18 protein-coding genes are annotated in these 20694 nt (G+C 42.8%); 10 read left to right on the forward strand and 8 right to left on the reverse strand.

What is annotated here, in order from left to right:
* Nucleotides 1-2450: 2450 nt before the first annotated feature.
* On the reverse strand, nucleotides 2451-2858 hold the full coding sequence (gene ybeY, locus FAM09_RS07490; protein ID WP_243751614.1) for an rRNA maturation RNase YbeY: 408 nt from the start codon (nucleotides 2856-2858) through the stop codon (nucleotides 2451-2453).
* Nucleotides 2859-2960: 102 nt separating this feature from the next.
* Between ybeY and FAM09_RS07495 the strand changes: the two genes are divergently transcribed.
* The 5 genes from FAM09_RS07495 to FAM09_RS07515 all read left to right on the forward strand — a co-directional run bounded on the left by FAM09_RS07495 (nucleotide 2961) and on the right by FAM09_RS07515 (nucleotide 8395).
* Nucleotides 2961-3194 (forward strand): FeoA family protein, encoded by a 234-nt coding sequence (locus tag FAM09_RS07495; protein ID WP_136576424.1) that lies wholly within the window; start codon nucleotides 2961-2963, stop codon nucleotides 3192-3194.
* 583 nt (nucleotides 3195-3777) lie between these two features.
* Nucleotides 3778-4350: a nicotinate (nicotinamide) nucleotide adenylyltransferase gene (gene nadD, locus FAM09_RS07500; RefSeq protein WP_136576425.1), complete on the forward strand. Its 573-nt coding sequence runs from the start codon at nucleotides 3778-3780 to the stop codon at nucleotides 4348-4350.
* Between the two features lie 529 nt (nucleotides 4351-4879).
* Entirely contained in the window at nucleotides 4880-6145 is a 1266-nt protein-coding gene (locus FAM09_RS07505; RefSeq protein ID WP_136576426.1) for a chromate transporter, read from the forward strand.
* A gap of 177 nt (nucleotides 6146-6322) precedes the next feature.
* Nucleotides 6323-7612, forward strand: a complete 1290-nt coding sequence (locus FAM09_RS07510; RefSeq protein ID WP_136576551.1) for an NfeD family protein — start codon at nucleotides 6323-6325, stop codon at nucleotides 7610-7612.
* 12 nt (nucleotides 7613-7624) lie between these two features.
* Nucleotides 7625-8395: a slipin family protein gene (locus tag FAM09_RS07515; RefSeq protein WP_136576427.1), complete on the forward strand. Its 771-nt coding sequence runs from the start codon at nucleotides 7625-7627 to the stop codon at nucleotides 8393-8395.
* A 1-nt stretch (nucleotide 8396) separates the two neighbouring features.
* On the opposite strand, the gene FAM09_RS31390 is transcribed toward FAM09_RS07515, so the two are convergent.
* Entirely contained in the window at nucleotides 8397-8519 is a 123-nt protein-coding gene (locus FAM09_RS31390) for a hypothetical protein (RefSeq protein ID WP_262711645.1), read from the reverse strand.
* A gap of 90 nt (nucleotides 8520-8609) precedes the next feature.
* On the opposite strand from FAM09_RS31390, the gene FAM09_RS07520 reads away from it, so the two are divergent.
* Nucleotides 8610-11270 (forward strand): MGH1-like glycoside hydrolase domain-containing protein, encoded by a 2661-nt coding sequence (locus tag FAM09_RS07520; protein WP_136576428.1) that lies wholly within the window; start codon nucleotides 8610-8612, stop codon nucleotides 11268-11270.
* A 23-nt stretch (nucleotides 11271-11293) separates the two neighbouring features.
* Here the strand turns inward: FAM09_RS07520 and FAM09_RS07525 are convergent, their stop codons facing one another.
* Nucleotides 11294-11512 carry a hypothetical protein gene (locus FAM09_RS07525; RefSeq protein ID WP_136576429.1) on the reverse strand — a complete coding sequence of 73 codons (219 nt, stop codon included), beginning with the start codon at nucleotides 11510-11512 and terminating at the stop codon, nucleotides 11294-11296.
* A gap of 22 nt (nucleotides 11513-11534) precedes the next feature.
* Here FAM09_RS07525 and FAM09_RS07530 point away from each other — a divergent pair, with 22 nt between their 5' ends.
* Complete coding sequence (locus FAM09_RS07530; protein WP_136576430.1) at nucleotides 11535-12407, forward strand: phosphatase PAP2 family protein; 873 nt, start codon at nucleotides 11535-11537, stop codon at nucleotides 12405-12407.
* A gap of 45 nt (nucleotides 12408-12452) precedes the next feature.
* Here the strand turns inward: FAM09_RS07530 and FAM09_RS07535 are convergent, their stop codons facing one another.
* Both FAM09_RS07535 and FAM09_RS07540 read right to left on the reverse strand, forming a co-directional pair.
* Entirely contained in the window at nucleotides 12453-12971 is a 519-nt protein-coding gene (locus FAM09_RS07535; protein ID WP_136576431.1) for a GNAT family N-acetyltransferase, read from the reverse strand.
* Nucleotides 12972-13165: 194 nt separating this feature from the next.
* Nucleotides 13166-13699 carry a hypothetical protein gene (locus FAM09_RS07540; protein WP_243751615.1) on the reverse strand — a complete coding sequence of 178 codons (534 nt, stop codon included), beginning with the start codon at nucleotides 13697-13699 and terminating at the stop codon, nucleotides 13166-13168.
* Here FAM09_RS07540 and FAM09_RS07545 point away from each other — a divergent pair.
* Nucleotides 13698-14573 carry a nitrilase family protein gene (locus FAM09_RS07545; RefSeq protein WP_136576432.1) on the forward strand — a complete coding sequence of 292 codons (876 nt, stop codon included), beginning with the start codon at nucleotides 13698-13700 and terminating at the stop codon, nucleotides 14571-14573. The two genes, FAM09_RS07540 and FAM09_RS07545, sit on opposite strands and share 2 nt — an antisense overlap.
* A gap of 146 nt (nucleotides 14574-14719) precedes the next feature.
* A complete protein-coding gene (nagA, locus tag FAM09_RS07550) occupies nucleotides 14720-15817 on the forward strand; it encodes an N-acetylglucosamine-6-phosphate deacetylase (protein WP_136576433.1) in 1098 nt (365 codons plus the stop codon).
* On the opposite strand, the gene FAM09_RS07555 is transcribed toward nagA, so the two are convergent.
* The 3 genes from FAM09_RS07555 to FAM09_RS07565 all read right to left on the reverse strand — a co-directional run bounded on the left by FAM09_RS07555 (nucleotide 15808) and on the right by FAM09_RS07565 (nucleotide 19351).
* The gene (locus FAM09_RS07555; RefSeq protein ID WP_136576434.1) at nucleotides 15808-17328 is read right to left on the reverse strand and encodes a S41 family peptidase; all 1521 of its coding nucleotides are present in this window, start codon (nucleotides 17326-17328) and stop codon (nucleotides 15808-15810) included. The genes nagA and FAM09_RS07555 overlap by 10 nt on opposite strands.
* 12 nt (nucleotides 17329-17340) lie before the next feature.
* Entirely contained in the window at nucleotides 17341-18375 is a 1035-nt protein-coding gene (thiL, locus tag FAM09_RS07560) for a thiamine-phosphate kinase (RefSeq protein ID WP_136576435.1), read from the reverse strand.
* 199 nt (nucleotides 18376-18574) lie between these two features.
* Nucleotides 18575-19351 carry an inositol monophosphatase family protein gene (locus tag FAM09_RS07565; protein WP_136576436.1) on the reverse strand — a complete coding sequence of 259 codons (777 nt, stop codon included), beginning with the start codon at nucleotides 19349-19351 and terminating at the stop codon, nucleotides 18575-18577.
* A gap of 142 nt (nucleotides 19352-19493) precedes the next feature.
* Between FAM09_RS07565 and FAM09_RS07570 the strand changes: the two genes are divergently transcribed.
* Nucleotides 19494-20669 carry a glycosyltransferase family 2 protein gene (locus FAM09_RS07570; protein WP_136576437.1) on the forward strand — a complete coding sequence of 392 codons (1176 nt, stop codon included), beginning with the start codon at nucleotides 19494-19496 and terminating at the stop codon, nucleotides 20667-20669.
* Nucleotides 20670-20694: the final 25 nt, after the last annotated feature.

Genomic DNA, 20694 nt, shown 5'->3' on the forward strand with positions numbered 1-20694 from the left:
GCCTCTATGGAGAATAAGTATGATTAGAAAGATGGACTGCATTTGACAAGTACGGGGATTAAAATTGGAGAAGATCCTTGTTATGATATCAACTAAAGGGTACTTGAGCAGGTTCAAATAAAGGGCTGGGTATTTTAATACCTGCCTTTTAAGTAAGTATGTGTTGTTGGCATTTAAGCTGTACCGGTGAATTGAAAGTAGTAACAATATTATTTGCTTTGCTTGACCTGTGATCCTCCGGTCTGTGCCTGAGATTTTGGGTCCCCACCTTGTAAACTTGTAATGTAGTAGTTTGCATACTCTAATTTCTTTATCCTTTTCCCTGAAGTATGGCACATTTGGTTGGTCTTGCTTTTCTGTCCCTATGACCTGAACTATCTTTTCTTTCTCTTACTTCGTTTATGTTACTCATTTGTTCTTTTTATGTTAGTCCTTCAGATAGTATAGAATAATAACCCTTTCGTTGAGCATGTATCTCAACTCATTTATTGCTTCTTACCTTTCGGCTTTCTCGTCCTTGGTACCTTATTATGATACTCCCTCTTCTTCTTTTATTGCTGCCTTGCACTTAGAATAGGATCAAAAACCCTTGGTACTTTCCTTGCTCATTTTCAATTAGAATGCCTATGATTACTACTTCTTTCCCTTGTTCCCTTTGATGCATATATTCCCGACCTACCATCTTGTGTTTAATCATACCTATTTTTCATTTATGCCGCTATCTTGATACAAATTCGTCCTGTATTGTAGTATTTAGTCACTATTTCTTTGCTTAGACAGGTAAAGTAAGCCTGAAACACTATTGTTCCACGTGGAACTCTTTGATTTGCATTGTTTTTGGAAAGAACCGGGTTATTATCACCATATGATGAGGCAATTTGGATATCAGAAAGAGAGGTGGGTGTCCCTGATTCCCTGAACTTATAATTTTTTTAAGGGTTAACTGGATTCATTTTAAGCTTTTAAATAAGCGCAATCTTCTTCTTTTCTCGTCGAGGTTTTCTGTATAGGTTATACCTAAGTATCTCGTGCTTTTTTAAATAAGTCAGTCTTGCCATAGCAAGATGGCTTATTGAAATCAACAATATATCCTAATTGTTCTAGTCCTTTTTTGGTTTATAGAGAGGGCAGGAATAGAATACCCTTTGTTCAATTCATTCTATTCCCTGGTTTTGGCTCCGCTTACATTAATATGAGTTAACTACTCCCCCTATTTTCGTTTCTACTGATCTCCCAGGTCGTTTAATTAACCATCTTGTGCCTTAATAGAAAGGCTATTATTCTATTAAGATGTTGCTCTGTATCCTTTCTGTAAGCCACCCTATCAGCTATCTTTCTTGAATGGTGCCGGGGGAAGTTCTGTTTCATGAGGTAGGTGAATGAAACAAGCGCAGGTTCGAATCCCTCTTTCTCCGCGATAACGATAATATGGAAAAGTTCTCCAGTAATAGGGTTTGAATGATTTCTTCTGGTAAGTAAGCGGTATGTATAAGAAAATGGTAGCGCTTCCATAGGGGCATAGCTAAAGTTCAATATAGGGCTGCCCTCTTATGATGTGGCTTTATTATTATCCTTCTTGGAACCCTTTATACTTTCCAGGTGGTTGAGTCCTTTTAAAGAGCGTTATGCCAGGTGGATACCGCTTTAAAGGTGATTTTTCCTTTTAAAGCACTTTCTTTTTGGGTATTTCATTTCAAAATAGCGACGGAAGTTCCATTTTAAGGTAAGGAGTAATTCACCTGACCCCAGGTATAATTAAATATGTTAGTGGCTTTCATTGGAGAAGATTCTTTCACTAAGGTTATATAAGGGGCTCTTCCTTTATATTAAGAGTAGATATGGGAACATTAATGGATAGGATCCTGGATTAGATACCTTGCAGGTAGATATTTAGGCTAACCTTCCCGCTACGGTTCTTATATACCTGGTATACTAACAACCTAAATTTAAAGGAATGAAGTTGGTGTTTCTGTACTGTTTTCATGAACTGGTCCAAGCTTTCTAAGGGTTACAACCTCCTTGTTGGGCAGGGACTAAAAGGGTTCCATTGGCCCACTCCATTGTTACTTTCTATTATGAAGTAAGGTGGGTGGAACCAAATGGTTTTCCAGAGAATTGGTGGCACTGGTCTTTAATGACAAACTCTCCACTTAATTGTGGTCGCGAGATACAGGCCTGGGAAGTAAAGGGAGAGCAAGGACTTTTCTATCATTTTCGAAAATGGCATTGTTTCTCCAGGGGGAGGATTCCGCAAGTAATGAAACACGAAAGCCTTTTCGAAGTGTAGGCAGGGAACGCTCAAGGCTTAGTAAGATTATAGAAGGGATGGATCAAAGAGGTCCACATCCTTAAAAATGATACCTATGGTTATTTTTCCAGGTTAAACCTACAATGAAGTATACCTAATTAAACCATTGTCAACCAATTTATTTTGTTCCACGTGGAACACGCTATTTGATTTTTGACAAATAATACTGTAGATATTTATCCTCAGCCTTTCTCATAAGAGCCTGGTCTTTTTCTGACTTATCCTTATAACCACATAAATGCAGGGCTCCATGGAAGATCACTCGTAAAAGTTCATGCTTAAGAGGTACCTTGTAGGTTTGGGCATTATCCTTAACCCGGTCAACACTTATATAAATTTCGCCGGTGACTGCATTGGGTTTGTCTGAAAGATCAAAGGTGATAATGTCGGTGTAGTAATTATGCTGCAGGTGCTGCTTGTTAATCTCCAACAGGTATTCATCTGAACAGAAGATGTATTGGAGTGTTTCCAACCGGGTTTTCTCTTTTTTAAAAAGGTCCCGGATAACATCTTTTACCAGGGTTCGCTGGGTAAAGGAAACTGGTAACAAAAAGTGAAATTGAATGAGGGGGGATATTTTATTATTATGCATTTTTCGAAATTCGTAACTGTCATTAATTAATACAAAGCTACATTTGTTGACTATTGAATTATGAAACGATTATCAGAAATAGAAACAGGAACCATTGCCCGGATACTTTCTTTTGAGAATAATGATCTGTTCCTTAAACTTATGGAAATGGGTTGTGTTCCCGGTGAATTGGTTAAGGTAGAACAGGTAGCTCCCTTGGGCGATCCCATCTCAATAACGGTGGCTGGTTATAACCTCAGCTTACGATTAAATGAAGCCGATAACATCTTTGTAGAGGAACTGGGACTTTCATAATGTGGTCCCCGTTTCTTTTTTGACATATCCCTTCCCTTTTGCCATAATTATAATAGCTCCATCCTTCACGTGTTTTTGAGGTTTCATTGACTTCATCCCTTTCTCAAACGCAGTAACCGATTTTTCCCAGAACCTATTCTGTTTTCATGAAATGGATATTGTTTCCATAAGTTTGATACTATTCTCATGAAAATATATGTTTATTCATGAGAAACGATCCTATTTTATTGAAGAAAATGTTTTTTCCGTTCGAAATGATCCTGTTTTCATGAAAATGGATGTCTTTTCATAAGAGTTGACACTGTTCTCATGAGAATAGATATTGTTTCATGAGAATGGATGTTATTTGCATGAGAAAGGATACTGTTTCCATAAGAACTGATACTGTTCTCATGAAAATATATGTTTGTTCATGAGAAACGATCCTATTTTATTGAAGAAAATGTTTTTTCGGTGAGAAATGAAACTGGTTTAGTGGAGAGCGATGTTTTTTCGTGCGTATCGTTTCTTTGCAAAAAATGGTCATCGCTACTCGCGATTAATTCAGAACTTTAAAGAGCGGAATTACAATTACTAATTACAGATGAAAGTTGGACTTTACTTTGGGTCGTTTAATCCTATACACCATGGTCATTTGATCATTGCTAATTACATGTTGCAGAACTCTGATCTCGATCAGATATGGTTAGTGGTGTCACCTCAAAATCCTTTTAAACAATCGGGCAGTTTATTGAATTCGTATCACCGGTTATACCTGGTACAACTGGCAATTGAAACTGAGCCAAAATTAAAAGCCAGCGATATAGAATTCAGGTTGCCGCAGCCATCCTATACCGTGAATACCCTTGCCTATTTGCAGGAAAAGTATCCAATGCATCAATTTGCCATAATTATGGGCAGCGACAGTTTTGAGAATCTTTCCAAATGGAAAAACTATGAATTCATTTTGCAGCATTGTCCTATTTATGTGTATCGCCGGCCCGGCCATGAAGTGATCAATAATTTTAAGCAAGGCAATATTATCGTCATGGACGCTCCCCTGTTGCAAATCTCCGCTACCCTCATTCGCAACAATATAAAACAGGGCAAATCCATCCGATACCTGATTCCCGATAAAGTAATTGAAGAAATAGAGAGAAACGGTTTCTATCGATAACGAACAAACGAAGTTAGGTATGATTGTATTCACAGCTACAGTTTCACCTGATGCCATCCATCGTGCCACTTTGAAAATTTAAACCGCGCACCCGGGAAATGAGGAATATGTCGAATTTAATCATATTATGAAAAAACATACTGTAACTTCATTCTCATTAGTGATCGCGCGTGACCAGCAAAAAGTCAGGGGAAAAAAATGATTCGTTTTACCCGGAAGAAATTATAACGAAGTACAAGCGATTGCAGAAATTACACCGTACATATTTGTGGCATCCGGGAATGGTTGTGTAAATGCATCGCGCAGTGAAATCTTATTATTGACGGCTCTGCATGGTTCGTACATATTTTCAGTACAAACTAAAAAAATTGCAGCAACAAAGTTGGGATGGCGCAAATGAAGCCAGGGTGCTTACCGCATTATGTTGGAAATATTTTGAACCCCGATTGCGCTGGAAACCATCATTATAAGTCGTCGAAGTGTTGTACAATGCCTAACTTGTGACCTTTCGGGTTTTGAATAAACGGGAATGATAATTCTGCGCCATATACCTTTTTTAAAAGCAGTTTTTCTTCATAGTGTTTCTGCCTTTGGCGGACCGCAAGGTCATTTCGGGATGATGATGAAAACATTCGTTCATCGCCGGCGCGATGTAACTGAACAGGAATTGCTGGAGTATAATTCTTTTTGTCAACTGTTGCCCGGCGCTTCTTCTACCCAGGTTTTAACATTGATCGGTTATAAGCGCGGTGGTATTCCGTTGGGCATCTTAACCCTGTTGATATGGATCTCCCCTGCCTGCCTGCTGATGGGCGCTTTTTCTTTCCTGCTTGAATTTTTCGAAAGCAAATCTATAAGCGATGGCATCTTTAAATTCATTCAACCCATGGCCGTCGGCTTTCTGGCCTTTGCAGCCACCCGGTCTTTCAAACTCGCTATTCATAATAATATTACCAGGATAATAATGATAGTGAGCACTATCACTACTTATTTCCTGTTTAAATCGCCCTGGATTTTTCCGGTGCTGTTGGTGGTTGGTGGTTTTGTTACCAACCTCAGTGATAAGCGCATTCCCGAAAAAGCGCAGTCCGTTAAAAAAATAAAATGGGGAAATATCTGGCTGTTTGCCATCATCTTTTTGCTCGCGGGGGTTGTGAGTGAATTGGCCAGAAAAAACGACTGGCCCAATCGCCGCCCATTGAACTTGTTTGAAAATACCTATCGTTTTGGCAGCCTGGTTTTTGGCGGTGGTCAGGTGCTGATCCCCATGATGTATGAGCAATATGTTGAACGTCCCAAGTCGCCGGTGGTAATCAGGAAAAACCTGAATAAAAAGGAAAATGTGATCAGCATCGAGCGTGATGATTTTTATACCGGCGCCGGAATTGTAAGGGCCATACCCGGTCCTGTATTTTCCATTGCTTCTTTTATGGGCGGCATGGCCATGAAAGACAAAGGCAATGCCTGGCAGGTATTGGGATGTATCATTGGGTCTATTGCCATTTTTTTGCCCAGCGCTTTACTGGTCTTGTTCTTTTTTCCGATCTGGTACAACCTGCAGCGCTATGTTGTTGTATACCGCGCTATGGAAGGCATCAATGCGGTAGTTGTAGGCATTATGGTAGCCGGCACTATCTATATGATGCGCGATATTTCTGTTATTGGCTTTCGTACCGTTAGTATGGTGAACTTGGGCGTTATACTGGGCACCTGGTTGCTGCTTACCTTCACCCGTCTTCCCTCTCCATTGATAGTATTGATCTGTTTCCTGCTCGGTTGGGCATTTCAGATATAAATAATGCAAAACGCAAAACATTAAACGCCGAACTCGAAATGCAGAAAAGCTCAAATATCGGCGTGAATCCCGAAATGCGGGAAAAAGCGTTCAGCCTTCAGCCTTCCGCGTTGAGCCAATCTGTTTTGCTATTCCCGGTCAATTTTAGTAAATTACAGAGAGAGCTGTTTGAATGGTATGAGGCGCATTCTACTATATTTTCTTTTGCTTCTGGCTGGTCCCTGGCCTTTGTATGCGCAAAAAGTACTATCTATAAAATTAGATGCTACCATTAACCCGGCTACTGCCGACTTTATTCATCGCGCCATTACAGTAGCGCAAAAAGAAGGATCAACCTGTTTACTCATTCATCTTAATACGCCCGGCGGATTGCTTAAAAGTACCCGCGTTATTGTAAGCGATATATTGGAATCGCCAATACCGGTTGTAGTATATGTTGCTCCCGGCGGCGCGCATGCCGGCTCTGCAGGTGTATTTATAACTATGGCTGCGCATATTGCGGCCATGGCCCCCGGCACTAATATTGGCGCTGCGCACCCGGTAAGTGCGCAAGGTCAAATGGATACCATTATGAGCACAAAGGCTACCAATGATGCCATTGCATTCATCAAGTCCATTGCAGCCAAACGCGGACGAAATGCTGAATGGGCTGCACAAGCGGTTCGCAACAGTGTTTCACTTACAGAGTCAGAAGCGTTGGAATATAATGTCATCAATTTAATTGCCTCCAATGAACAGGAGTTATTGAATAACATCGATGGGAAAAGCATTACAGTTAGCTCGGGAACCGTTGCCTTGAAAACGAAGAATGCTTCAGTGCGATCGCTCGATATGGGATTGGGTGAAAAGATCCTGAATATCCTCAGCGATCCCAATGTGGCGTACATCTTATTCCTGCTGGGTTTATATGGGCTAATATTTGAACTGTATAGTCCGGGCGCTATTTTCCCCGGCGTAATTGGCGGCATTTGTATCATCCTCGCCTTCTACACTATGCATACATTACCGGTGAACTATGCCGGCCTTGCCCTGATTGTTTTTGGTGTTATCTTATTTCTGCTCGAAATAAAAATAGTCAGTCATGGACTGCTTGGTATAGGAGGTGTCATTTCTTTATTGCTAGGCTCCATGATGCTCATTCGAACGGATGAAGCCTGGTCCATAGGCAGTCTTTCATGGAGCGTGATCATAACAGCGGTTGCTGTAACCTCGCTTTTCTTTCTGTTTGTGGTAGGCATGGGATTAAAAGCGCAGCGGGCCAAACCGGCCCTTGGGTTGGAAGCAATGATCGGCGAGATCGGCCAATCATTAAGTGAGTTGAATCCTGCAGGCACAGTGCGGATGCATGGCGAGATATGGAGAGCGATATCGGCATCCGGACTTATTCCTGAAGGGAAAAAAGTGGTTGTAACCGGGTTTTTGAATTTTACCCTGCAGGTTGAAGCATATAACGAACCATCCACATAAACCTCTTTTAATATGAATTCATTACCTATCTCGGCTTCGGCCATAGTCATAATACTATTCCTGATCTTTGTATTATCCAGCGCCATTCGCATTTTGCGCGAGTATGAACGGGGCGTTGTTTTCAGGTTAGGGCGACTGATTTCTGTTCGCGGGCCCGGCCTTATCTTATTAATACCTGTTATTGATAAAATGGTAAAAGTAAGTTTGCGCACCGTGGTAATGGACGTACCACCGCAGGACATCATCACTGAAGACAACGTATCAATAAAAGTAAACGCGGTGGTGTACTTCAGGGTGCTGCAGCCACAGAAAGCCATTGTAGAAGTTGAGAATTACCTGGTGGCCACTTCCCAGTTTTCACAAACCACTTTGCGGAGTGTACTGGGCCAATCGGAACTGGATGATCTGCTTTCACAACGGGAGAAGATCAACCAGAAGTTACAACAGATCATTGATACGCATACCGAGCCATGGGGAATAAAAGTATCGAATGTAGAAGTTAAGCAAATTGACCTGCCGCAGGAAATGCAGCGGGCAATGGCCAAGCAGGCAGAAGCAGAACGCGAGCGCCGGTCGAAGGTCATTGCTGCGGAAGGAGAATTCCAGGCTTCGCAACGCCTGGCAGATGCGGCCCATATTCTGAGTGAACAACCCAGCGCGCTTACCTTGCGATACCTGCAAACCCTTCGGGAAATTGCCACTGAAAATAATTCAACCACCATATTCCCCGTGCCTATTGACCTGTTAAAACCGTTTTTAAACGTGGAGAAAAGAAATGGCTAAACTAAGGGGTTATCAGTACGCCTGCATATTGATAAACCCTGGTGGCCACTACGTCTTTTATTAATTTTATACTACATTCCAGGGGGTATTCTTTTATTAAATGCCCCCTATACAGTAACTTCATAATGGTATTTATGACCATTAATCATTAATTGATGCTTACCGCCGGTCGCTTGCCAGCGTACTATTTATAAAAGCAGAAGAAAACAGGAACATGAGTGCAGAACATCAACGACTTGCGGTTAATTCCACCAGGAAGATTCCTTTGGAACAATGGGGACCGTATTTAAGTGAACGCCAATGGGGCACTGTTAGAGAAGATTTTAGTCCAAACAGCGATGCCTGGAATTATTTTACCCACGATCAGGCCCGCTTTCGCGCCTATCGCTGGGGGGAGGATGGTATTGCTGGTATTTCAGATTTTTTTCAAAACCTGTGCTTTGCCGTCACAGTTTGGAATGGCAAAGATGCTATATTGAAGGAACGACTTTTTGGCCTGGGTAATTACGAAGGCAATCATGGTGAGGATGTAAAAGAATTGTATTACTACCTCGACAATTTGCCTACGCACTACTATATGGAGTATTTGTATAAATACCCACAGCAAAAGTTTCCTTATGATGATCTGTTAGCAGTGAACAGGCAACGCTCCCGCACCGAGCCGGAGTATGAGATCCTGGATACCGGCATCTTCAACAACAATGAATATTTTGATGTACAGGTAACATATGCCAAGCATAATTCGCGGGATATTGTTATTAAGATCAATGTTCATAACCATCATACCAAGTCAGCGGAAATAACAGTGTTGCCTACCCTATGGTTTTACAATCGCTGGAGCCACGATGCTTCCAAGAAAAAGCCATCCATTGCATGGCGCGATAAAACTTCGGTAAAGGCTACACATCACAGGCTTGACACTTATTATTTATATTTTCAACCACCGCGCGATGCGCTGTTTACTGAAAATGAAACCAACTTCGAAAAAGTAAACGGCAAACCTAATTTATCTCCTTTCACCAAGGATGCATTTCACGACGCCATTATAAAGGGCGAGAATATTACGGCTTTGCGTCAAAAGAAATCGGGAACCAAGTTTGCGCCTGTTTACAAGTTACGCATACAGGGTGGCCGGTCAGAGGCCATTTATTTACGCCTCAGCAATAAAATAATAGATGTTCCTTTTCACAATGGCTTTGAAGACATCTTTGCACAGCGTAAAGAAGAAGCTGACGCCTTTTATGCAAAAGTGTTATCTAATACGAAAAATGCCGGCCTGGCAAAAATTCAACGCAGGGCGTTGGCGGGTTTGTTGTGGAGCAAGCAATATTATCATTTTGATATAGAGCGCTGGCTTACGACCAGTGATCAGATAACACCCGTAAATCCATCCCGGTTAACAGGACGGAATCACGACTGGAAGCACCTCAAGAACCAGGACATTATTTGCATGCCCGATAAATGGGAGTATCCCTGGTATGCGGCCTGGGACCTGGCTTTTCAGTGTATTCCCATGGCCATGGTTGATCCCGTATTTGCCAAGCACCAGCTTACCTTAATAATGCGGGAATGGTATATGAAACCCGATGGGCAATTACCGGCCTATGAATGGAACTTCAGTGATGTGAACCCGCCGGTACAGGCCTGGGCGGCGTTGGAAGTATACCGAATAGAAAAAAAGCAAACCGGCAAAGGCGATATCCCGTTTCTGAAACGCATCTTCCAAAAGCTCATCATCAATTTTACCTGGTGGATCAACCGTAAGGATTCGAACGGTAACAACATGTTCCAGGGAGGCTTCCTCGGCCTGGATAACATCGGGGTATTTAACCGCAGTCACCTGGTGCATGGTGATATGGAGTTAGAACAAGCCGATGGAACGAGCTGGATGGGCATGTATGCGTTGAACATGATGGATATGGCATTGGAAATTGCCATGCACGATATTTCGTTTGAAGATACGGCGACAAAATTCTTTGAGCATTTTGTAATGATTGCCGAAGCGCTGAATGAACAGGGCATGTGGAACCAGGAAGACAAGTTCTTTTATGATACCTTGTCTATTGCCGGTTCTGAACCTTTGCATTTGCGCATCTTCTCTATTGTAGGGCTAACATCGCTTTTCGCGGTATCAACTATTGAAAAGCGCATCCTCGATAAGCTGGATGATTTCAGAAAACGGATCACCTGGTTTGAAAACTACCGGAAGAAGAATAATAAGTTCTGGCCCAATGAAGAAAGAAGTGACGGTAAAACCATTTTATTATCACTGGTGCCAAAAGAGCGGGTCGTGTTCTTATTGCAACGGTTGTTAGATGAAACGCAATTCCTATCACCATGGGGTATACGCGCATTGTCGAAATACCATGAAAAAAATCCGTTTTCGGTAACTATCCGCGGTATCGAGTATAAGATACAATATGAACCCGGCGATTCCACTTCTGATATGTTCGGCGGCAACTCAAACTGGCGCGGTCCGTTGTGGATGCCTATCAATTATATCATCATTCAATCTATTCGTCACTTTGGTGAGTTTTATGGAAATGAACTGGAAGTAGAATGTCCCATTGGTTCAGGAAACAAAATGAACCTGGTACAGGTAGCCGAAGAATTGACCCGGCGGTTGATCATGTTGTTTCAACCAAACCAGCATGGCAAACGGCCTGCACACGGTGCATACAGTTGGTTTTATCAACGCTCCGAAAATGCAGATCTCGTTTTGTTCTACGAATATTTTCATGGCGAAACCGGTGCGGGCTTAGGCGCTAACCATCAAACCGGCTGGACGGCACTGATAGCCGAGCTGGTACATTCTTTATCGGAAAAACAATTTATAACTGAAGAGCCTTCGCCTGCGCAGGTTCAGAAATTATAATACATCAAATAGTTTCCAACAGCTCAATTCTGGAATAGAAAATATAATGCCGGATGATCAACATCATCCGGCAATTTTTTGGGGTTGGCCTGTCGGGTTTGCCATTGCATCTTGTATAGCAAACAAACAAATAAACACCTTACAGGTCTTTCATTTTCAAGGCTGCTCAATGCTTCCACGCTGATGGCATTCCCCACACTGCCCATGGCATAAACATTGCAAAACTGTAAGAGTACAGACATATTTTAACATAAAAGGATAGCTATGAAGAAAGTATATGTAGTTGTTCCGGCTTTCCTTTTTGTCTTCGCATCAGTATGTGCACAGAACGATTCTGCTAGCCTACCAGGCGATACAATTCCCATAATGCAGCCGGACATAAAAAAAGAAAAACCGAGAGAGGTGTATAAGTTGAACCCGGGCGTTGATATACCGGTTACCGCTACGGGAACTATATGGTCGTTATATGCGTTCACAAAAATTTACAGTAAAGATCCTTCTAACAGTGAAACCATATCGGCGCTGAAAAAAACCGATGTAAATGGTTTCGACCGTTGGGCAATACGGCCATATTCGAAAAAGTTAGATGATATAAGTTATATCCCTTTTTATGGATCGATGCCATTGCCTATTCTTTTTTTGTTCGATAACCGAATGAGAAAAGATATCGCCAAGTTGTCGTTCCTGTACCTGGAAGCCATGTCGATAACAGGATTACTCTATACCGGATCAACCTACTTTACCAATAGGTACCGGCCATATGTATACAGTGAAGAAACGCCGTTAGATTATCGTACCCGGGGTGGCGGTAAGAATTCGTTTTATGCAGGGCACGTAGCATTGGTTGCCACCTCTACTTTTTTTATGGCCCAGGTGTATGCCGATTATCATCCTGAATCAAAATTCAAATGGGTTTTTTATGGAATTGCTACCGCAGCTACAGGCGCAACAGCCTGGTGGCGTCTCCGGGGCGGGCAACACTTTCCTTCTGATATTATATTGGGACTAACGCAAGGTACACTCACCGGCCTGCTGGTTCCAAAGCTTCATAAAACCAGATTGATAAAAAATCCGAATCTGTCTATAATACCATTTACCGGGCAAACGCATGGATTGGCTGTAAGATACAAGCTATAAGCAAGAGGTTACTGATAGAATAAAAGCAACTGCACAGAGGTAATATTACATTACAGAAAACTCTATAGGATACTCTACAATCCCCGACACATTGGATAATGCGTTGGGGATTAATTCCAGTGCCATAAATACTTCGGCAGGCGCTTCAAAGGGCGGTTTAATATTCCACCGGTTCGCTGGCAAAAAACCAAACTTTGGAAAATAATATTCATGTCCAAAAACGAATACATCAGTAAAACCCAGATCTGCTGCTTTTTGTAACCCGTAAGTGATCAACTTGGCTCCTATGCCTCGTTTTTGATAATCGGAATGAACTACCATTGAGGTTAATCCCAAACTTAAATGCCGGTAGTCGCCGTTGGAGATGGTAATTTGGGAAAATAAAATATATCCGATTAATTCATCATCTGAGAAAGCCACCAGTGATAATTGAGGAATGAAATTTGAACCCTGGCGAACATGATCCACCAGTTTGGCTTCATTGTCTTGCCCAAATACCAGTTTATTGAGCTCATAGATCTCATCTATGTCGGCCGGTTGTTCAGGCCGGATTGAAATGTTCATTGTAATACCATTTCATAAGTTATAATACAAATTACGAACCACATATTTGAAAGGTGTAGTACCAAACAACTATGTCATATTATTTATAAGATAACGTAAGTAAATTATTAGTTGTATACGAAAGTTGAAGATTTTGTTAATGGTTAGTGAATGCATTTATAACCAGATATAAAAGAACAGGCAGCACCAAAGGTTTATACTTCTAAATCAGCTATTTCTTTGGCATAATCGTATTGAAGATCTTCATGCAGGGTTAACAGCGTCTTATTTATTTTTTGCACCTGGCCTTTATACAAATTGGCAATGATGGGGTTCTTTTGAATGGGGATGCCTGCTTCCTTTATAGATTGGCAAAAATAGATCAGCAACTCTACGGTAACCTGTGCGGAACCTGTATACCTGATATGTGTATTGATATTCCTTAAAATTTTGCGCAACGTTTTTTTAACGTAATACAAATTGCTTTTATTGATCTCTGCAAATTGTTCATCTACTTCTTTTTTGATCGATTGCACATAGCCTTGCTGATCGTGGGCTTCAAAAAGCAGGTACGTTAATAGCTCCTTGTTTTCCTTTTTATATTTTGCCAGCCGCAAACATAATTCAGTCAGTTCGGCGGCATGGGTGTTCAACAATTCCTGTTTTAACTCATGAATGGTGGCGCTTCTCATAGGCACAAAAATAGCAGAAGCAATTTTAATTACCTTTACTACACTAATTCTAATCATGTCTACACTTACCATTACTACTATACAAAGCAATTTGCATTGGGAAAACAAAGCCGCCAATTTGCAAATGTTTGAAGAAAAGATCCGGCAGTTGCAGCGAACCGAAGTGGTCATACTGCCCGAAATGTTCAGCACCGGTTTCAGTATGCAGGCCGAAAAGCTGGCGGAAAAAATGGACGGCACAACTATCGCGTGGATGAAGAAACTGTCGGCCGAAAAAAAGATCATTCTTACCGGCAGTTTGATCATTGAGGAAGAAGGGAATTACTATAATCGCCTGGTATGGATGTTGCCTAACGGACAATACGGGTATTACGATAAACGCCATTTGTTTGCTTATGCCCAGGAAGACAAACATTATACACCCGGCAATAAACGCCTGATCGCTTCTGTAAAAGGTTGGAAGATCAACCTGCTGGTGTGTTACGATCTTCGTTTCCCGGTTTGGAGCCGGCAAAAGCCGGCTGCCTCTTCACTGGCCGACCTGGTAGCGTCGGAAATGGAGGCGCATGATCTGCCAATGGCGCCACCAGAGGAAGTAGGGTCATCGGTTACCGATCTTACGCCCGAGTTCGATGTGCTTGTATATGTTGCCAACTGGCCCGAACGTCGAAACCATGCGTGGAAGACCTTGTTACAGGCAAGGGCCATAGAAAACCAATGTTATGTTGTTGGGGTGAACCGCGTAGGAAATGATGGAACGGGGCTTAATTATAGCGGGGATAGTATGATCGTTGATGCCTTGGGCACTGTTGTATATACCAAAGCCAACGAAGAAGATATTTTTACGATAACCCTGCAAAAGGAAGCATTGGAAGAAGTTCGCAATAAATTACCCTTCCTGAAAGATGCGGACCGGTTTATAATTGCGTGAAACGGCAGCGGGCCTCACTAAATAGGCAAAAGCACCATTAAGATGGTTCGAATTGCAAGATTGTTGTATCTCTGAAATTCGAACAACGATCATTTCACTCAGCACTCCAGCAATCAAACCATCTACCCATCAAACAATCACAAATCATGTTAACGGCATACACCAACGGAAAGATCTTTACAGGAAATTCAATAGAAAACAACAAAGCAGTACTAACAGATAATGAGGTTATCGTTGATGTGATAGACGCTGATAAAATTCCTACGCAGTATAGAACGGAAGACCTGGACGGATTTACCCTCGCTCCTGCTTTTATTGACATGCAGATCTACGGCGGTAACGGAAAATTATTCTCCCAGGAAATAAGTGTTGAATCGTTAAAGGCAACTTATGATTACTGCCTGCATGGCGGCTGCACCCATTTTATGATCACCATGGCCACCAATTCCATTGAAAAATTCCTGCAGGGGTTTGAGGTGGTTCGTGCTTACTGGCAGGAGGGTGGAAAAGGGTTACTGGGCCTGCACCTGGAAGGACCTTATATTAATCCAACAAAAAGAGGCGCTCACCTGGCGAACTGCATAAAGGTGCCTTCCAAAGAAGAAGTGACCCTATTGCTGAAAAAAGGCGAAGGCGTATTTAAAATGATGACGCTAGCGCCTGAGCAATGTGATGATGCAATTATTGAACTACTTCAAAAGCATAACATCTTAATTTCAGCGGGGCACACCAATGCTACCTACCAGCAGGCAATGACCGCTTTTAATAAAGGAATACCTGCCGCCACCCATTTGTTCAATGCCATGTCGCCCTTGCAACATCGCGAACCCGGGGTGGTGGGCGCTATCATGAATCATCCGTTGGTAATGAGCAGCATTGTTTGTGATGGGGTTCATGTGGATTATGCTGCTGTACATATCGCCAAGCAGGTTTTGCAACAACGCCTGTTCTTTATTACGGATGCGGTGGCCGAAACAACGTCGGGCGAATATCAGCACCTGTTCCGTGGCGACCGGTATGCCTTGCCGGATGGAACTTTGTCGGGATCGGCGCTAACAATGTTGCAATGCGTTAAAAATGCGGTTACCCATGTTGGTGTTTCCCTGGAAGAAGCATTGCGAATGGCATCTGCTTATCCGGCGAAATTGGTTCCCTATAAAAAGTTGGGTAAAATAGAGAAAGGCTACCAGGCCGATTTTGTTGTGTTTGATGATCTGTTGGAATTACAGCGGGTTTATTGTTGAGCCACCCCAATTTTATGCATGATCATCCCCCGTATAACGGCCTTTTTAGGATCAATTCCCCGGCGAATGGTTTCGCGGGTTGGCGACACCTGGATATCGGGCAAAATACCGCGGCCTTCTTTAACGAGGTTCTTATCCATTACCAGTCTGAACTTGGGGAGCCGGAAGCGTACCTTGGTATTGGGTAACGTAACATCGGGGATCATCCAGGCCGAATTGCCATAAGCGCCACCGCCCGTTTCTTCCCCAATTACTTTCACGTTATGCTGGCCTTGCAATACTTTTACAAACAAGGTGGTTGCTGAAAAAGAATTGCCGCCGGTAACGAGGTAAATATCACCATTGAAGTGATGCCGTTTTTTTGGACGGAAATAATGCCGTTCGAAATAACCGAAATGATAGAGGCCATCCTTCTTTTTATGCGTTACAAATTGCATAAGCGACCAGTAGAACGGTTGCCAGGAAATGTATTTATGATACCGGCTGCTTCTGCGAACTGCGTATAATGAATCGGCCAGTTTAAATTTTTTATCAGCTAAATACCGCGTTAATAAAGTAGAAATGCCGGCATCGCCGCCGCCGTTGGTGCGCACATCAACTACCAGGTGTTGAATATTGCGGCGTTGCAATTCGCGAAATGACTTACGGAAAAAAGACCGTAATTTATTACCCCTTCCAAATGTATGCACCGTCATATAGGCCGAAGACAGCGTGGTGTCGATCTGCACATAACGAGAGCTAAGAGAAAGCCGAACCTGCGGCACTTCTTTTGGCGGTTTTGGCGCCTGGCCGCCAGCTTTGACAATCTTTTCCAACGAATCCTTCTTCTTAGCGGCGGGATCGAACACCGGTACATCAACCGTTTTTTCTATGCCTGTGCTATCCAGGTATGTTACCGTGATCTGATCTTTCAACCCCAATACATTCCGGTACAGGCTGCCGAAAGCGCCGCTGTTACTGAGCGACTGGTATCTGCCGTTAATGCTATTGCCATCGCCGGAGATATAGTTCATGAAAGTATCTGTGAGCTGGCGAACGCTGTAACCATCGATGGCGGTAACCAGCGTGCCGAATTTTAATATAGAATCCTTTCTGTTAATGTTAGCCGTAACCGCCAAAGAGTCGCTCCAAACCTTGAAGCTCAGGGGAAACATTTTGATCCTGGCAGTATCGAGGTACCTGCCGTATTGTTTTGAATATTTTACAGCCGTATGCCCACAATGAACCTTACTTACAACATAGGAAAGAATGTTCCGGAACTGCAGTTCGGTCATGGAGTCGGAGATGCGGCGAAATCCATCATCAAAATAATAATCCATGCTGTCTTTGGTCGTGAACCAATACAGGCTGGGGTGCGATTCCTCCAGCACGCTCCGGAATACCCCATAATCCTGCTGTAATTGCTTTTGCGTGTATTTATGCTGGGGATCAAAGGTCTTGCGTGATGCAGAGCAACCTATAAGGCAGGTAATTACAATAATAAAAGCAAAGTAGGATATCTTCTGCATCATGCTAGCACAGGTTTATTTTTTGAAGGCGTTCCAGCCCTGGGCTGTAATAGGATGTACCTGCCCGCCTTTGGTATTGATTTTCACCCCTTCAGCAGCATCGGTCATATAGCCAATGACGCTAATCTGTTCATTTAAAACGATCTTTTCGTAATCTGATTGTGACATAGTGAACAGTAATTCATAATCTTCGCCGCCACTTAACGCACAGGCAGTTGGGTCTATTTCAAACTTGAAGGCCGCCTTGCGCATTTCTTCTGCAATGGGTATTTTTTCCTCATACAATACGCATCCCAGTTCGCTTTGTTCGCAAATGTGAAGTACTTCTGAGCTAAGCCCATCGCTGATGTCCATCATACTGGTGGGAACAATATTTTGGGCTTCCAGGAACTCAACAATGTCTTTGCGGGCCTCTGGTTTTAATAGCCGGCCGATCACATAGCTTTCGCCTTCAAGGTCAGGCTGTACCTGGGGGTGTTCAAGATATATTTGCTTTTCGCGCTCCAGGAACAACAGTCCCACGTAGGCCGCGCCCAGATCGCCACTGCAGCACAGCAGGTCGCCTTTTTTGGCGGTATTCCTTCTAACATATTTTCCGGGCGTTACTTCACCTACGGCAGTAACAGAAATAACAAATCCTTTTTGTGAAGAACTGGTGTCGCCACCTACCAGGTCGACCCCATATTTTTCGCAGGCGGCATAAATGCCTTCATAAAACTCGCTGAGCGCTTCTACACTAAACCGGTTACTGAAGCCAATGCTAACAGTGATCTGCGTAGGGGTGGCATTCATTGCATAAATGTCGCTCAGGTTCACCACCACACTTTTATATCCCAGGTGTTTCAGCGGGGTATACATGAGGTCGAAATGAATGCCCTCGATCAGCAGATCGGTGCTGATAACGGTTTGTTTACCAAAATGATCAATAACCGCAGCGTCATCGCCTACACCAAGAATGGTAGAGGCGTTTTGTATTTCTATATTTCTGGTAAGGTGCTCTATCAATCCAAATTCACCCAGGGAACTTATTTCTGTTCTGCTTTCACTCATGGTTCAATTATGATAATATCATTTTAAAGTAAAATAGCAATACCTGCCACGTTGTTAGAACGGGCAGGTTGATAAAGCTATAAAGTTATTTAAATTATCCGGTAGGTACCGGGGCCAATAGGCAATTGACAATAGACAATTGGCAAGGGAGTCTGAAATTCGAGTTGCCTATTGCCAATTGTTTTCTTTGCCAATTGTCTTACGCCTTGTCATTTACCCAATTTAACATATCGTCATGGATTTTTCCGTTCGTTGCGGCGATATGTGGTTGATAGGGAGAATAAGGCTTGCCTTCGAAATCGGTTACTTTACCACCTGCTTCTTCTACAATTAAAAATCCGGCGGCGCTGTCCCAGGCCTGTAATTTATGTTCATAAAAACCATCGAACCGGCCGGCGGCAACCCAGCAAAGGTCCATAGCTGCAGAACCCAGGCGACGAACCGGGATCCCTGCTCTGATGAAGCGGGAGAATGCTTCCAGCGGACCATTGGGTTTATTAATATAAGTATAAGGGAAGCCGGTTACCAGGCATGATTTTCTGATATCGCTTTCGGCACTTACATGAATAAGCTCGCCATTGAGCGACGCGCCCTTTCCTTTTTCAGCGAAATAATATTCTTTAATAAAGGGATTAAGCACGGCGCCCATCAACATGGTGCCATTGTGCTCGAGGCCAATAGACACGCAGCAAATAGGAATACCATGGGCGTAGTTTACAGTACCATCAATAGGATCGATGATCCATTTGTACTGACTGTCCATGATGATCTCGCCCGATTCTTCACTCATGATGTAGTGATCGGGGAACGATTGCTTAATAGTTTCAAAGATGGCTTTTTCAGAAGCATGGTCCGCTTCGGTAACCAGGTTATTGATACCTTCTTTATTGCTGATCAGCAGATTTTTTGAGTTAAAATAATGCTGCATTACCTTGGCGCCCGCTTCTGTGGCGTTTATTAAAGTTTCTTTTAACATGGCGCAAAGATAAGGGAGTAGGATCCAAGGCTCAAGAACCAGGGCACAAGTCTTGAAATTCAGAGGTTACGATAAAATTCAGGAATCCTGCGTTTTCAACCCTTGTACCTTGAACCTTGTATTCTTGTACCTTGTATCTTGCATGCTTATGCTGCTGACGGTCATTATTGTAAACTATAATGTGAAATACTTTCTGGAGCAATGCTTGTGCTCGGTAAGGAAAGCAATTGGGGAAATGACCGTAGCTACCGGCGAGCGGAATGTGGAAGTGTATGTTATAGACAACAATTCAACTGATGGCAGCATTGAATACCTGCAAAATCGCTTTCCATTTGTTCAGTTTATTAAGAACAGCGTGAACCAGGGCTTTTCAAAGGCCAATAACCAGGGTATACAGAAAGCAAAAGGAAAGTACATCCTGTTTTTGAATCCCGATACCATTTTACCGGAAGATGCTTTTACAAAGTGTATTGCATTTATGGAATCAACTGCCGATGCGGGAGCGTTAGGCGTTCCAATGATCGACGGTACGGGGCAGTATTTAAAAGAATCGAAAAGAGGGTTCCCTTCATTGTGGGTATCGTTTTGTAAAATGAGCGGGTTAACGCGTTGGTTTCCCACCTCAAAACTTTTTGCCCGCTATTACTTAGGGCATTTGAACAACCAGGAAACTAATAAAGTAGATATTTTGTCCGGCGCCTTTATGATGGTGCAAAAAGCCGTACTGGATAAAACCGGTGGCTTCGACGAACAGTTTTTTATGTATGGCGAAGACATTGACCTTAGTTACCGGTTGCAGCAATCAGGGCATCAGAACTATTATTTTTCCGATTGCACCATCATTCATTTCAAAGGCGAAAGCACCCGTAAAGACAGCAAGTATGTTAGATTGTTTTACAAAGCGATGGTGCAGTTTGTACAAAAACATTTTCATGGTGAACTGGCCTGGTTATATACCGGATTACTGGAAGCCGTGATCTGGTTACGGGCTGCCATCACTGTTGTAAGCAGGGAGCATGGCGAACGAACGATCAAATATGAAGGAACGCCCGCTTTTTACCTGGCAGGTGATGATAAAAGCGGTAATGAGGTACGTTCTGTATTAACTACTTTTCCTAATTATTCCATCATCGCTATTCCTGAAGATGCAAAGGAATGGATCTTCTGTGAAGGATCTTCTTATTCCTTCAAACAGATCATCGAACAGCTAAAAACCTGTCCCGACTGGTTAAAACCTTTTATACATGCCAGCGGTACCTATACCATTGTAGGAAGCCATTCAAAAGACCAGCGCGGCTATGCGATTGTTATGGAATAGCCTTCTCCGTTACATCATCAAAGTT

The organism is Niastella caeni (assembly GCF_004834005.1).
Taxonomy (GTDB): domain Bacteria; phylum Bacteroidota; class Bacteroidia; order Chitinophagales; family Chitinophagaceae; genus Niastella; species Niastella caeni.